The following is a 15,470-nucleotide window of genomic DNA, read 5'->3' on the forward strand; positions in this document are numbered from 1 at the left end:
TACAATTGTTATTCTTTTTCGCGCTTAGGGTTGCCACTAAGGGGTAATTTTTTGATTACGACTGAAGTGGAACAGTAACGATCGGTGATTCATTGGCTATTATTCGTTACTTGGCGCGTAAGAGTGGTACGCTAACTGGTATCCCGAAATTAATATTGAGCAAGTTGCGAAAATAGATATTCTTTTATTTATGATGGAAAATGAGTTATTTGATTCTATAAAGAAAGGTCGCCTTATTAACACATTTAAGATGTTTTTGAAGGTGGACTTGCTGACTGTGATTCACTTGCACATGGTTTGCTGGGGCTATTCAACGCTTCTTTATATGGACGAGGCAGGCTTATGTATTGAAAAGTACAATAATGTATCTCGCTGGATTGAAGATATGAAAAAGCTTAGTAGATTTATTGACCTGGCACAGCTGTAAATTTATTGCGGGGGGATTACCGTAATCACCCGAAAATAAAAAAATAAAGGGCATGTTGCCAGCCCTAGGCATTATTACAAAAGTTACGATGCTAAAACTAAAACAACATGTGAAGTAGAGGAATAGATATGAAGAGGAGTGTAGTTTTAAGTTTGGTCATACTTTTAAATAGTTATTCTACTTTAGTAACTGGTAATGATATGGAAGATAAGAATATGAGTAATGAGATTATTAAATTTTCTGGCTGGGCAATTCCATATGTTGTAGTTGCCTACAATGATTTTGTATTAAAAAATAGCTCTATTAATAACTATCAAATTTTAGTAGAAGATAATAGTAATTTAGTTATTGTAAAGTTTGCTCCCAATTTTTCACTTTCTGAAGGAATGATACTAGGGGGAAAAACAAAAAACGGACAATTCGTAAAATATACATTTGAAAAAGAAAGTGAACATAATTTCACTCGAACTTATGCTCGATAATATTTCCTACACTATTTTTAAATTATACTTAAAAACGTTGATTAATAAATAATTGGCTCACCCATTAGTTAATTTCAGTCAAGTAGATATGTACGTTTCTTTGGTTTATTTACGAGTAATTATAGGTACTCATTAATTAAAAATTATTGGACAGCTACAAACATTGACCAATAACAATAATTATTCATTTTAGCTGTGCTTATATGGCACGTGAGAATAGGAAACAACAGTAAGGAAGCAGCGGTTACACCCACACTAATTGTTTTATTGCGTGTATAAACTTGTTTAATTGACAGGTCGTTGTATATGAGAGGCAAGCGAGGGTATATCGAATAACAAATTTACCGCTATTAGAGCGTGTAAATATTTCCCCAGAAAACCAGTTAAAACTCGCCAAGTAATTTACGCGCGTATTTCATGAGGTAGTTTTTAAATTTGATTCACAAGAAGGTTACTGTAAAAACTTAAATAGAAAACGGCGAGCGAATGCCGATAATTGCGAAAGTTGTTCCCATGAAATTTAAGCTACTCAGTAAAAAGTTAAAATTGTATCATGCAGTCATTTTCATGTGTAATGTAGTTTTTGTAGCTGTAGTGGCTTATTTAATGAGGGATTCGCGAATAACGAGTAGGGATGGCTTAGTCAAAAAAGTAAGTTTAGTAGCACAGCTTTACTTGTTCAATTAATGACTGAGCAAATGGCAGTAATAGCTGCCTAGCGGTTATTAACTTAGGAGTTAAATCTGCCTATGTATTTTTTTAAACAAAAGCCAGTTTGAAAAGCTGGCTTTTTAAGTCGAATATATAGTTAGTATAACGCTTTTATTTTTTTAGCAAAATCAGATGCGCTTCGGGTCATCTTGTGACCAGTGGCTATTTTTAGAACCGTATCGTTAAGTGTGAATTCACTTTGTGAATCTTTAAAGTCCTGCTTAGCAGATACTTCAATTTTAGTTAAAAGTGCTAATTCTTCTTTGTAATCAGCGTCGTCTTTACATATATTAGCTATGGCTTCTAAAACAGAAACTGTTCGTTGTCCTGAATGAGTTATGACCCACTCACTTTTGTATTTATTATCGGCAAGCTTTGCTTCATTTGCAGCTAACATTTTTTTGTAATCTTCCCAGTTAACATTTACATCTAATTTAGTATTCCCACAAGAAGCTATAACTTTTGCTGTTTCATCAGCAATACTAGTATCGGCTGCGCGTATTGCTTTTTTATCTTTGATTGATGCCAAAGCAGATGAACTGAATACTGCAATAATTAGCCCTGCAATAATTTTTTGTTTCATAGTGTCTTCCTTTAAGTAATTAAAAAATATCATACATAAGTTTATAACTAGTCTCGGTTATATTCTCTACCTTAAAACCGATTTTAATTGTTAATTCAGAACCCTGTAATTTAGCTGAATGAGATGTAGGTATTTGTGAAGGGATAACAATAATTTTCTTTATTGATTTAATTGCGATAGCGTAATCACTATCTATTTTACAAATTTGTTCTAAAGATTGTAAGTATGCAGAAAGTTTAGATGGGGCTGACTTTATACCCATATTTTCAAAACGAGACCAATCAATATTAATATCTAAGTCTGCTCTACAATTATCAATAAGTGATGCTAGATGTTTTTTATATAATCTCTTTGCTTCAACTTTACTAAATGTTTCAAATTGTCTTTTTTTGTATTGCTGGATAACCCTGCTAGCTTTTGCCTTGTCTGTTGTACCAGAATAAACAATTTTTGTTATTGAATTATCATCTAAATAAACATTTGAATATGAAATTAGAGTACCAGAGATAATCGTTTGATTATTATCATTTCTGAAATTAACGTTTGGCATGCCAACTAGCTTTAGATAGTAGCCATTGCCAGTATGGTTATTGAGTTTTTCATATAGCAATGTTTTCCCGTCAAAGCGATGCTCAAATCCTACATAATTTAGATAGTAAGTGTCTTCTTTTTCACCAGGAACAATAAACAAGGTTGCTTCTTTTTCAGTGTCAAAACTGTAATATATTTTGGAGGATTCTATTGCAGAAAAAGCATACTTCGAGATGAGTAAAAGGAATAAAAAGAGAGCCAATTTCATTAGTTAGTCCATTAATTTAATTAAATATTTAAATACCACATCCGGCGATATTTTACTCACTATACTTTACTCTTTGTAAAGGGTCAAAATTTACATTCAAGTTCTTAATTTTCATTAAAGTGCATGCTTCTAATTTTTTATTCACATAAAACAACAGTGACACCCCCTAATTGTTTTGCTGCGTGTATTACCTATGTGGATTTAAACTCTATTAGAGCCAAAATGGTCAACATCCTAGAAAAATCTGATATACCAGCGTTCAAAAACGCTTAACATGCGAGAGGCTAGTGAGGGTATATCGAAAAACGAATTTATCGTTATTAAAACCGTGTAAATATTTCCCCAGAAAACCAGTTAAAACTCGCCAAGCAATTTATGCACGTATTTCATGAGGCCGTTGGCAAATCAGATTCACAAGAAAGTTACTGTAAAAAATTAAATAGAAAACGCCAAGCGAATGCTAGTAATTGCGAAAGCTGTTCGCATAACGCTTCAACTAGTCAGTAAAAGATTACAACTGTATTTTCATGCGTTTGATTTGGGTTTAACGTCTAAAATAGCTTATTTAATTGGTTTAGTGAGAAAAACTACAAAACAATAGAAAAATACTAAGTCTAAAAAGTAAATTTGGAAGTATTGATATATTTTTTCAATTAAGATGGATTTCTATTTAATTAGTATTTGTTTTAGTTAGTAAATAGCATGGGTTAAACTCTAGAACATCTTATACTAAAAATACCAATGCATTTATTATACAGGAGTACAGATGAAAATCTGGAAAGGCACGTGCGTGATACTTACTACACTGACATTATTGGTTGGGTGCGATTGGTTTGACGATCAAGTAGAAGTGGATCATGATCTACAATCTTATTTGATACCTGAACGTCATGTAGAAAATGCTAAGTTGCAAAAGCTATCGGCTAAAACATTATCCGATGAGCAGCTTTATCGCCGTGCTTTAAGTTTGTGGCCGGTAGATTATCGTGAGCTTAGTATTCCTACGTCACTTGGTCAGGCACGGGTTATTGTTGCAGGATCGGAGGATGCAGAGGTTGTTGTTTTATTGCATGGTATGCAGACGAACTCAGCTATGTGGTACCCAAATATAGCGGCATTAGCCAAACACTATCGGGTTTATGCCATTGACGATTTGCTCGGCTCTGGAGGCTCTATTGCTAATACAGATATTTCTGGCATGGCTGAAGTGGTAAGTTGGTACCAAGAATTATTTGATCTACTGCAATTGGACTCGCTAAACTTAGTTGGTGCCTCTCGAGGAGGTTGGCAGGCAACCGCTATTGCATTGGCTGAATCAAATAACGAAATGTCGCGTATTCAACGTTTGGTATTACTTAGCCCTGCGCAAACGTTTGGTTGGCTTGAGTTTAGCGGTGACTTATTGTCGAGTATTCTGTTTACGTTAAACCCTGTGCGCGATGAGGCTCAAGAGAGCTTAAAAACTTTGTCTACCAAAGTACACATGATTAACCCTATTTATTTAGATCAATATGTGGCAGCGCTTGATGACAATCCAATGCCTGGTTTAATCACCGAAATGCGACCATTTTCAGATCAGCAGCTCCAACAAATTACCCTACCTACATTAGTGATGATTGGCGACAATGACATAATGAATAATTTAGATAGTCTTGAGCGGGCAAAGAAAATGTTGAAAAATGTTCAGACTATACAGGTCTTAGATGCAGGGCACTTTTTAACGGTCGATCAGGCTGAACAAGTAAATCGTACAGTATTGGATTTTTTATCCCGCTAACTATTAGTGAGTGGGCTTGAGTATAAAATTTGTATCTGAAACTCATCTTAAATTTCGCATTTAATTTTTTCTGTTAGGGTGGTGACTAGTTTAGCCTGCTTTATTTACTTATAGGGATATGTTTGAACGTTGAGTTTTCATGGAAGGAATTACACTGTCGAATTATGCCGTTCTGCAAAGCCAGCTTAGTCCATAAAGACGGTTTTTTTTTATTGATAGTCTATTAATGGACGATACTGGTGTTGGCTATAAACAGTTTATGTCGTGTTTAAATAAAGCTAAAGTTTATTCACTCTTCGAGGAAAGTTGTTTTCAGTTTTTAGTTTAGGATCTTTTGAGAAAATCCTTTTAAATTGGATAGGCTTTCTAGAGGTAGGTCCCGATCTAAATAAAACGGACTTACTTATTGTGGAGTAAATTTTGTGGCACATTTTTTAGAGATTTATTATAGTGGTGTTCGTTTATTTAAACTGCGTTAAATGATTTAAGCAACTTAGCTATGCTTTGAATATAAATAAAATGCTATGCACACGTTATTTTTAATTTTTGATAGAGCAAGGATGATCTAGATTGATTGAACTACCCGTATTTATATTCCTCTGTGGTTTGTATTTTTTTATTGATAGTACTAATACTTCCCTGAAAGAGGCTGGTATTGCTTTTGTGGTTTATAGTATTTATATAGTCATTTATAAATTAGTTACACCTTTTTCACCTTACCCAACTCAATATGCAGCGAAGCTTTTTGGTTTATTACCTTTACTGTCATTTGGGGCAATTATATTCCCACATTTTAATAACCATTCACCTGAGTACGTTACCAAGTTTATTGGCTGGGGAGGGTTAACGACAGCTTTTTTGATACTCTGTTATTTTAAACTATTCGTGTGGTAGCTGTAATTACGCTAATGCCTATATCTACTGAAGGTTGTACTTACTAAAAATCACTTAATTAAATAGCTTTTGTATCTATATAAAAATTTAGATGAAAAGAGAGTCGGAGTTACTATGAATTGGAAAGATAAGCTTTTATTTGTCGCATCTTGCGTTGATACTAATGATGAAATTCAGGATGATTTTTATTTAAAAAAAACAGGTGCTAAAAGTGACTTTATCTCAAATTTGAAGATAGAGTATCCATTTGTTACAAAAGACTATATTGAATTTTTAGAGCTTACTGATGGGGCTGATATTGCACAATGCAGGTTCTTAGAGAAAAGTAACTTTTATAGCGTATCAAATTCTTATAATGATATTTATGCTAAAGAAACTTGGATGCCATTTGGTTATGAAGCCGGTGGAGATCCTTTACTTTTACACCGTAGCGGTAAAATTGCTTTAGGAAATAGTAAAGCAAATAAGGATACGTTTGTTTTTTTAGCAGATGATTTTTCAAAATTTATAAGTGAAGTAATAATGGGTCAAAAATACGCATCACTTTTTAGAGTAGATGTTCAACACTACAATAACTTTTATAAAAATGAGTTAGAAGATGACCCATGGCTGGCTTTTCTTTTTAAAAACGAATGGCTAAAAATAAATTGATAGCTGTTATTTAAAGCCTATAAAAGTGATTCTGATAATAAAAGGTATAAAGGAATTTTAATGACTATTAAAATATCAGATAAGTGCGATCAAGCTGCAGTAGATGAAATTATAGCTATTGGGTATCCACAAAATATTAAGTACATGGATGAGTTGTTATCTTGGACTTGTGATCCAAATTGGCCAATTGCTGGGTCAATTTATGAGTATTTTATAAAGCTTGGAGAAAAAGAAGTACATAGGATTCTCGAAGAGGCGAATAAACCGGATTACGACTGGAGATACACCCTTATAATTCAAATAATAGCCTCTTATGATGTAAAAACTCTGAATAAATGTATTAAGAGTTTGACGCTATGGGCAACTCAAACGGGTTCTGAAGAATGTGATTTTGAGTCTATCCGAATTTTAACAGACCATAATTTAATTCCAGATGCTGAGATAGCAAAAATAACGAAAAGAAATTTATTTGTATATAACGTATGGATAAAAGAGACGCTTGAAGCTGGCAGTAGAGCTATTTATAGCTCTCCTTTAGGTGAACATGAGTTATAAATAAGTGAAAATGGATATTGTTTTCTTGATTCTATGATATCCATTTAATTTCAGATCTTAATATAAAACCTCCCGCTAATTTTTTAGCCGCTATTGATAGCTATTATTTAAAATTAATACAAAGCGACTAGACCTTTTAAAAGCTGCTTACTTAAGTAGTAAAATCAATTTATTGCTCAGCAAGTTTTAAACTACTCAGACTTACAAATTTTTAACCAAAATATCTTAATCTTCTCATTTGTAAATTATTAATATGTTATATTGTTGCAATTGCACATTGCTATAGTATAACATTGCTAAACTGTAAATAATGATAGTAGAGTTTGAGTGTGGCAACATCAACTGTAGATAATAAATCAACATCTGTTGATTCACTAAGCCCTGAAACAAAACCAGTAGGTAATATACAAACACACAAAGCCCAACCAATTATTGAAGTAAGTGCGTTAAGTTTTAGTATTAAAAACAATGCTATTTTAAAAAACTTAAACTTTAGCGTCGCTGCCGGTGAGGTGTATGCACTGCTTGGTGGTAATGGTGCGGGTAAATCAACTACTTTAAAGACCTTGTTGGGATTTAATAAGCCCACAAAAGGTTCTGTAAAAGTTGCGGGCAAAGAAGTGACTAAAGCACTTGATTTTGTTCGCGGGAAAACTGCATATTTGCCAGAGTCTGCTACGTTATACCCGCATTTAACCGCACGCGAAAACGTTGAATATTTTTTATCGTTAGCGGGTATTAAAAAGTCACGCGATGACATTAATACTGCTTTTAATCGTGTTGCATTACAACCTGATGCGTGGGATCGCTACATGCAAACGTATTCAAAAGGCATGAGACAAAAAACAGCAATCGCGCTTGCCATATTGCGAGAAGCCCCTATTTTTTTATTAGACGAGCCAACCTCTGGTCTTGATCCTGTTGCTATTGATGAATTTAATCAGCTTGTACGCGAACTTGCCCTTACTGGCGCGACTATTTTAATGGTAACGCATGATGTTTATGGCGCTTGCCAAGTTGCTAATCGCATTGGTTTATTAAAAAATGGCGAGCTGGTGGGGGAATTCAATGCTCCTGAAAATGGTCGTATTAATACCGAACAAGTTCACGCTGCTTTTGGTGATTATAAGAGCCGAGGCAATGAATGAATATAAACAACGTCTCAAAAGTAGTGCTTATTGCCAAGGATGAATGGCGTTATTGGTTGCGTTCTAAATTGGCAGTCACTGTACTTGTTATTGGTTTGGTACTTACACTTACCTCGGTAATTGTAACAGCCATTACCATGATTGAATTAAGCCACACTAGGCACGCACTACAAACAACGAGCGATAAAAGCTTTGTTGATCAACCCGACCGACACCCACACAGAATGGTGCACTACGGGCACTATGCTTTTAGAACGCCAGCCCCTTTAAGTACGCTCGACCCTGGTATTGATGCATTTACTGGTAACTCAATATTTTTAGAAGGGCACAGGCAAAATAGCGCAATGTTTGCAGATAACCGCCAGGGCACAGCTTTGACTAAATTAGGCAGTTTAACGCCTGCGTTTATTGTGCAAACGCTTGCTCCGTTGTTACTTATTTTAATTGGTTACAGCGCTATTAGCCGCGAACGCGAATTGCAAACGTTGCCTTATTTACTCTCGCAGGGGACATCGGGTTTAACGCTTATTGCAGGTAAAGGCTTGGCGCTTATTTGTGTTGTAGGGTTAATTTTAATTCCGCTTATGGTTTCATCTTTATTCACTGTTTTAAATGGCGAAAGTTTACTTGCTGTAGCCAGTTTTATTTTGGGTTATGCCCTGTATTTATTTGTGTGGGTATTACTTATTTTATTAGCCTCTAGCGTGTTTAGTAAAAATAGTGGCAGCTTTACCGCTCTTATCTTTTTATGGATTTTACTGTGTATTGTTATGCCACGAGTAGCGAGTACAACTGCAGCTACTGTTGTGCCATCACAAGGTAAAATAGAAACCGATTTTGCAGTAAAAGCAGAGCTAAGAAAGCTAGGCGATGGGCACAATGCCAACGATCCTGCTTTTAAGCAGTTTAAACAATCACTACTTAAAAAATACAACGTTGAAACGTTAGACGAGTTACCCGTTAACTTTAGAGGAGTGGTTGCTGGAGAGTCTGAGGCTAAACAAACGGCTGTTTTAAATAAGTTTGCAGAGCAACGCATGCAAGCGGAGCTTAAACAAACTCAGCTTTCGCGTAATTTTGGTTGGGTTACACCTATGGTGGCAATTAAATCATTATCTATGATTGTTGTTGGTACGAGCATTGAAACACATCACCGTTTTTTACGCGAAACCGAACAATTACGCTTTGATTTTGTGCAAGGGCTTAACAAAGTTCATAGTGAAAAGCTGACCTACCAAGACGACATAAATCGTAACGCCAATGCAACCGCAACTAAAAAAGCACGTGTGAGCGCAGATAATTGGCAAATACTGCAAAACTTTACCTTTAATAGCGATAGTGCATTGGTACGAGCCGATCGAAGTACATCTGCATTTTTACAGTTATTACTGTGGATTGCTGTGTTAGTAGGCGGTATAAAATTTGTAGGGAAACGTTTGTTATGAGCTATTTGCTTTTACACCTAAAACGAGAGTTTGGCTTTTTACTTCGTCAAAAATATTTAGTGGTGCTTTTACTTTGTACATTTACGGTGTCTGCGTTTGCGGTTTTAAGTGGGCTTAGTGAAGTAAGCCAGCAACGCCAAACTATTGAGCGTTTAAAATCGGCTGATTTAACCGAGCGCTTAAATGTGCAAAGCCAACAAACTGATGCAGGTATGCTGGCTTATTATACATTTCATTTAACGTATTCATCGCCTTCAAATTTAGCGTTTGCAGCCTTGGGGGATCGCGATATCTACCCATGGAAACACCGCATAAACTTACTCGCACTTGAGGGACAAATTTACGAAAGCGATGCGCAAAATGCAGAGCTTGCTCAAGCCGGTAAAATTGATTTTGCGTTTGTGTTAAGTGCATTAGCACCACTAATAGTCATTTTGCTGTTCCATGATTTATTTGCCAGCGAACGTACGAGTGGTCGTTACGATTTATTAGTCACCACAGTGCGCTCTTATTTTGCTTTATGGGGTGCACGTATAGCAGTGAGATTTATTTTATTACTCGCGTGTTTAATGCTGCCATTTTTTGCTGGTGCTTACGTTGCAGGTAGTTCCATTTATGATGTTTTTTTAATAGCAGTTATGTGCGTTGCCTATTTAGTTTTTTGGACTGCACTGAGTATTTTAATGGGTAAGCAAGCAAACAGCGCACCGCGTGTAGCCTCCGCTTTAATGGGTATATGGGTGTTAGTTGCTTTTATTATTCCTATTTTAGGTGATTTAGCCATTAACAAAACTGTGCACTCACCTAAAGGTGGCGAAATTGTACTTACCCAGCGCGAAGCAGTTAACGATGCATGGGACCTACCAAAACAGACCACAATGGACGCTTTTGTAGCTAATCACCTCGAATGGAAAGATAACGTTGATATGCAAAGTGAGTTTGAATGGAAATGGTATTACGCCTTTCAACAAGTAGGGGATGAAAAAGCGGCTGTTCTATCGCATGCGTACCGTGATGCTGCGCGCAAAAAGTATCAGTTAGCAGGCGTTGTATCGTGGTTTTCACCTCCATTATTGCTACAACGCAGCTTAACGCGAAAAGCAAAAACAGATGCAATAGCGGCATCGAGATACGAGTACCAAATACGAGGGTTTCATAAATGCCTGAGAGAGTTTTACTATCCTTGGTTATTTATTAAAGGTGATATGACTAAAGCCGCGCTCAACAACATGCCAAGCTTTAGTAAAACAATACTTAATGAAAAGGATAAGCCTGAGGTTATAGGCGTTCAGTTAAAAGAAAATTTATCAGTTAACTAACTAGCAAGGTTTATAATGAATACTAATAAAAAAGGGCTGAAACTTACTTATTTAAGTACATGTTTAGTGAGTTTATTTAGCAGTCAGGGAATGGCAGCTGATAAAAATGAGCAAATTGATAGCGCAAATGCTAGCGTTATTGAAAGGCTTGCCGTTACGGGGACTCGCCAAGCTTATCAAGGTAATTTTAGCCCTTTAGAAACCCCTCAGTCAGAGCTTAAAATAGATTTAGAGGCACTCGAGGACGCAGGTGCTCTTAATTTAAATCAAGCGCTTGATTTGTCGGCGTCGGTTGCACGGCAAAATAACTTTGGTGGACTTTGGAATAGCTTTGCACTGCGAGGTTTTGTAGGCGATGAAAACTTACCAAGCAATTACCTCGTTAATGGATTTAACGCTGGGCGTGGTTTTGGTGGCTCGCGTGATTTATCGGGTATTGAATCGGTTGAGGTTTTAAAGGGACCACGTGCGGCTTTATTTGGCCGTGGCGAGCCTGGCGGCACCGTAAACTTAGTTACTAAACGCCCAACGTTTGATACACAAGGGGAGCTTAAGCTAAGTGTTGGCAGTTTTGATACTTACCGTGCTGACATAGATTATACAACGCCGGTATCTGACGATGTTGCAATTAGGCTGGTTGGTTTTTATGAGGATGCAAAAAGCTTTCGCGATACCATTGAAACAACTAAACAAGGCTTTAGCCCTTCAATAGCGTGGAATATTAACGATAATAGCCAGCTTATTTTCGAACTTGAATATAGCGACCAAGAAGTGCCATTTGATCGAGGCGTATTAGCCATAGATGGCGAGCTTGGTTTAATTCCAGAAAGTCGCTTTTTAGGCGAACCTGGTGATGGCCCAATAGAGGCAGACGTACTAGGGCATCAATTAGAGTTTATTCATGATTTTAATGATAACTGGAGTGTATTACTGGGGGCAAATTACCGTGATACATCACTTGAAGGTTTTGCAACCGAAACCGGCTTTGATGGTGTAATTGACGGTGAGGTAAATCGCTTTAGACGTTACCGCGATTACGACGCGCAATACCAAGTATTTCGCGGTGAGTTAACTGGTCATATTAAACTAGGTGGTTTAAAGCACCGCTTGATTATGGGGGTTGATTCAGATCGTTTTGAAAACGACCAAGTTGTATTGCGCGTACGGGGTGATCAATATATTAATGTGTTTAACCCTGTGTATGGTGCATACCCGTTGCCAACGTCCACCTCTAATACTGACCGCATAGAAATACAGAAGTCGCTTGGTGTATTTATTCAAGATCAAATAAGCATAACCGATAAGCTTGATATTCGCGTTGGTGCACGCTTTGATGATTACGAGCAAACGTTAAATAATCGCTTGTCTGATACAAAGTCTAAACAAAGTGAATCGCGTATTAGCCCACAGTTTGGCATTGTTTATGAAGTGTATGATTCAATCTCTGTATATGCAGCGTACGGCGAAAACTTTAGACCTTTATCGGGTACTGACTCAAACGGTGATGGCTTTGAGCCAAATCAATCTACGTCAGCAGAGGTAGGGGTTAAGTTTACCCTAAACGACGGCGCACTCTTTGGTACTGTTGCTGTATTTAAGGTAGAGCAAGACAATATGCTGGTGGTTGACGACCCAACTGTTTTTACAAGTGCCGCCATTGGCGAAGCACAAAGTAAAGGCGTTGAAATTGATATGAATGGCGAGCTTACTGAGGACTTAACCTTGTGGCTGTCGTATGCGTATGTTGATGCAACTATTCAAAACTCGTTTTTTGATGCTAATTTTGGTTTTAATGTAGATGCGGGAAGTTCACTGTTAAATATTCCTGAGAATCAGGTCAGTTTACAGCTTGTTAAATCAACAGAGCTTTACGGTAAAGCTGCTAAATATGGCGGTGGCTTGGTTTATGTAGGTTCACGAAACGGCTTTTTTGGAACCGATTTTAAACTACCGAGCTACACAACCGCGCGCGCGTTTGTAGATGTTGATGTAACTAAATCATTTGGGTTACGCGCCGAGGTTGATAACTTATTTGATGAAACCTACTACACTAACTCATTTGCAGATGTGTGGGTTCAACCCGGTACACCGCGTAGCGTACGCTTAACTGGCACTTTTAAGTTTTAAACGTTATTTACATTACGCTAAAACTTTACTCCCAATCAAACCGAACTGAGCTTATCTTAGCAAGCTTAGCTCAAAGTTCGGTTTTTTAATTTCCCTTTAATAAATCCTCTCAAAATGGTTTGTTTTTTAAATCTGTTTAGTCTTTTTACTGTCTGAAATAATAGTGCAGATATATATTTTAAATTATATGGTTGATATTTAACATTAACGGAATCAAAATGTTCAGCATAAAAAGCTGTAATGATATTAGGGAATAATAAATGAGAACATTTGAACAGAAAAAATTTATGCAGGGACGTAAAAAAGTAGAGCTGCTCGATAATGGGAAAGTTAAAGTTACTCAATCTTCTATTAAAGGGATGAATGAAGAGGTTTTTAGTTTATTCGATCTTGATGAGGAGTCAGATAAGTACTTTCATAGACCTTTAATACTGTTAGGTCTATCTGCTTTTTTTTTAATTGGTGTTGTTCGCTTTTTTATCGAGTCGGCAATAAATTTAGATCCGAAGTCACTCAACGCAGGTTTGATTTTTTTAGTACCAGCATTAATATGCATTCAACAGTATTTTTATAAAATAACAGACGTGGTTGTATATCGCTTTCGAAATAACGGTAATCCGGCTCTGACTCTTTGGAACAATAAGCCTAATAGTAAAGAGTTGAGTGAGTTTCAAAGTATGTTATCTACAGAAATAAAAAGCCTTAAAATAAGACCAGAACTCGACAACTCAAAAAAATTAGAAATATATAAAGAAAGCTTAGAATTTTTACTCGATCAAGGCGTAATTACTCAAAGCGAAGCCGAAGTTATTTACGATAGAAATAAAGATAGGCTGTTAAATAATGAAAAAGCCAAATTATTTTCTATATAAACCAGTGCATAAAATACACTGCTTATTTACACAGTGATTTTGCTTTGTTTAAAGTTGTGATTTAGTAAAGCCTAGTTTTTGTTTACGGTTGCGTTTATATGGGTACACTTAAGCTTATTAAAATAGTTACTTTTTTGTTTTACCGTTATCAAGGATGATTATGCACAGCACGAAAGAATGTATTATGTGTTTTAGCGCTATAGATGGACGTGCTAAAAAATGTCCGCAATGTACTTCGTTACAAGCAAAATATTCTAATTTAGAAAACAACCCAGTGTTAATTGGTGCATTAGCTTTATGTATTGTTGGGGTTTTTGGCTTTATATTTTATCAAAATATTTTTGTTACAGCGCAAGAAGATAAAGCAATGAAAAACCTAAACGCCAAAGTAACTGAAATTAGTAGTAAAAACGAAAACGATGGGCTTTATGTAGCATGCATGGGGCAAATAGAAAATGACTCTGATTTTTCGTTTAAACAAGTAAAGTTTCAGGTAGATTTTGTAACTGATCAAAATGTATTAGTTGATACGTTATCTGTAACAGATGACGATTTAAATATTTTACCAAATACTTTAACTAACTTTAGAGTAAGAGGGATAGCTCAAAAAGAAACAACTAGTTATAACAAGTGCGAAGTAACAATAACAGATGCTTGGACTTATAACTAACGAGTAAAAAATTCTATTTACCTGCCTAATAAAAACAAAAGAAGAAGGATAACGTACCTTGGTTAAGTATATTTTAATTTTAGTAATTGCATTTGGTGCTTATAAATATTTTACGGCAGAAACATCATTATTAAGCTCATCATCCCAAGAGCTCGTTTTTGAAGATTATAACTTTAAAGCTACTTTTTTAAGCAAACCAGAAATATCATCGAAGATAAATGACATAACCGGTTATGGTAAATTTAAAGTTACTACTTTTAGAGCTAAAGATGAGGACACTTCTTGCGTTGTTTCAATATCGGAGTATTTGGGCGAGGGTGTACCCAAAGGCACGTTAGAAGACGGTATTCGTCCTGGTAGGCAGGGGCTACTTAGACGTTTTGGCGGGGTTATGAATAGCGAAAACTATATTGAGCACGATGGTGTTAATGGTTACGAAATGAATATAACAAGTAAAGAGGGTAAATCAGTTAAAAACCGTATGTTTATGTATAAGCAGGGTGTTTATAACTTATTGTGCGTTGGATTAAATACACAAAGTGATGAGTTTTTGTCATCCGTTAGTTTTATTTAGTTAACGCTGGCACCTCACTTCTATATTTATTAGTTATTAGGGCCTGTTGACCTTTCAGGATTAAAATTTGTTCAATCTAGGGGCTATTTAATCGCGGCGTAAGGTTTGTAACCTATGGGCTCGATAACTGCTCCTGCGTTATTCTACTGCTTACATCCATGTAGGTAACAAAGTGTAAATTGCCCCTGGACAGAACCCTTCGGGCAGCGCATGTTTGGAATTTATGCTACGTTATCGCCTATTTATGGGGAATAACCACACTACATAGGCTCTGCCTTGCCTAAACACCAAGCACACTGCTGTAAATTTAACCTCGAAAGATAAATAGGTCCTAATCTTAATGATTTTTCCATTTGCTAAATAATTATTGGTTTGAACACAACAAGTGGTCTGTTAAATATGAGTAACAAAAAATTTAGCTTACTTGATGAATTGC

At 36.1% G+C, this 15,470-nt stretch carries 13 protein-coding genes; 11 read left to right on the forward strand and 2 right to left on the reverse strand.

What is annotated here, in order from left to right; translation table 11 throughout:
• Positions 1–555: 555 nt before the first annotated feature.
• A complete protein-coding gene (locus tag I6F65_RS04835; RefSeq protein ID WP_197111773.1) occupies positions 556–909 on the forward strand; it encodes a hypothetical protein in 354 nt (117 codons plus the stop codon).
• A gap of 808 nt (positions 910–1,717) precedes the next feature.
• Here I6F65_RS04835 and I6F65_RS04840 read toward each other — a convergent pair.
• Positions 1,718–2,203: a hypothetical protein gene (locus I6F65_RS04840; protein ID WP_166109079.1), complete on the reverse strand. Its 486-nt coding sequence runs from the start codon at positions 2,201–2,203 to the stop codon at positions 1,718–1,720.
• A 19-nt stretch (positions 2,204–2,222) separates the two neighbouring features.
• Positions 2,223–3,002 carry a hypothetical protein gene (locus I6F65_RS04845; RefSeq protein WP_166109078.1) on the reverse strand — a complete coding sequence of 260 codons (780 nt, stop codon included), beginning with the start codon at positions 3,000–3,002 and terminating at the stop codon, positions 2,223–2,225.
• A gap of 766 nt (positions 3,003–3,768) precedes the next feature.
• Between I6F65_RS04845 and I6F65_RS04850 the strand changes: the two genes are divergently transcribed.
• The 10 genes from I6F65_RS04850 (at position 3,769) to I6F65_RS04895 (ending at position 15,034) form a co-directional block, all read left to right on the forward strand.
• A complete protein-coding gene (locus I6F65_RS04850; protein WP_166109077.1) occupies positions 3,769–4,779 on the forward strand; it encodes an alpha/beta fold hydrolase in 1,011 nt (336 codons plus the stop codon).
• A gap of 1,008 nt (positions 4,780–5,787) precedes the next feature.
• Complete coding sequence (locus I6F65_RS04855; RefSeq protein WP_197111775.1) at positions 5,788–6,324, forward strand: SMI1/KNR4 family protein; 537 nt, start codon at positions 5,788–5,790, stop codon at positions 6,322–6,324.
• Between the two features lie 60 nt (positions 6,325–6,384).
• Complete coding sequence (locus tag I6F65_RS04860) at positions 6,385–6,879, forward strand: DUF5071 domain-containing protein (RefSeq protein ID WP_166109076.1); 495 nt, start codon at positions 6,385–6,387, stop codon at positions 6,877–6,879.
• Between the two features lie 404 nt (positions 6,880–7,283).
• The gene (locus tag I6F65_RS04865; protein WP_197111865.1) at positions 7,284–8,027 is read left to right on the forward strand and encodes an ABC transporter ATP-binding protein; all 744 of its coding nucleotides are present in this window, start codon (positions 7,284–7,286) and stop codon (positions 8,025–8,027) included.
• Positions 8,024–9,472: a DUF3526 domain-containing protein gene (locus I6F65_RS04870; protein ID WP_197111777.1), complete on the forward strand. Its 1,449-nt coding sequence runs from the start codon at positions 8,024–8,026 to the stop codon at positions 9,470–9,472. The genes I6F65_RS04865 and I6F65_RS04870 overlap by 4 nt, the downstream gene beginning before the upstream one ends.
• Positions 9,469–10,791, forward strand: a complete 1,323-nt coding sequence (locus I6F65_RS04875) for a DUF3526 domain-containing protein (protein WP_197111778.1) — start codon at positions 9,469–9,471, stop codon at positions 10,789–10,791. The genes I6F65_RS04870 and I6F65_RS04875 overlap by 4 nt, the downstream gene beginning before the upstream one ends.
• A 15-nt stretch (positions 10,792–10,806) precedes the next feature.
• Entirely contained in the window at positions 10,807–12,918 is a 2,112-nt protein-coding gene (locus I6F65_RS04880; RefSeq protein ID WP_197111780.1) for a TonB-dependent siderophore receptor, read from the forward strand.
• Positions 12,919–13,178: 260 nt separating this feature from the next.
• On the forward strand, positions 13,179–13,790 hold the full coding sequence (locus I6F65_RS04885) for a hypothetical protein (protein ID WP_166109072.1): 612 nt from the start codon (positions 13,179–13,181) through the stop codon (positions 13,788–13,790).
• 160 nt (positions 13,791–13,950) lie between these two features.
• The gene (locus I6F65_RS04890) at positions 13,951–14,460 is read left to right on the forward strand and encodes a hypothetical protein (RefSeq protein WP_231613110.1); all 510 of its coding nucleotides are present in this window, start codon (positions 13,951–13,953) and stop codon (positions 14,458–14,460) included.
• A gap of 58 nt (positions 14,461–14,518) precedes the next feature.
• The gene (locus I6F65_RS04895; RefSeq protein WP_197111782.1) at positions 14,519–15,034 is read left to right on the forward strand and encodes a hypothetical protein; all 516 of its coding nucleotides are present in this window, start codon (positions 14,519–14,521) and stop codon (positions 15,032–15,034) included.
• The last annotated feature ends 436 nt before the right edge of the window (positions 15,035–15,470 follow it).

The organism is Pseudoalteromonas sp. SWXJZ94C (genome assembly GCF_015864385.1).
Lineage (GTDB): Bacteria > Pseudomonadota > Gammaproteobacteria > Enterobacterales > Alteromonadaceae > Pseudoalteromonas.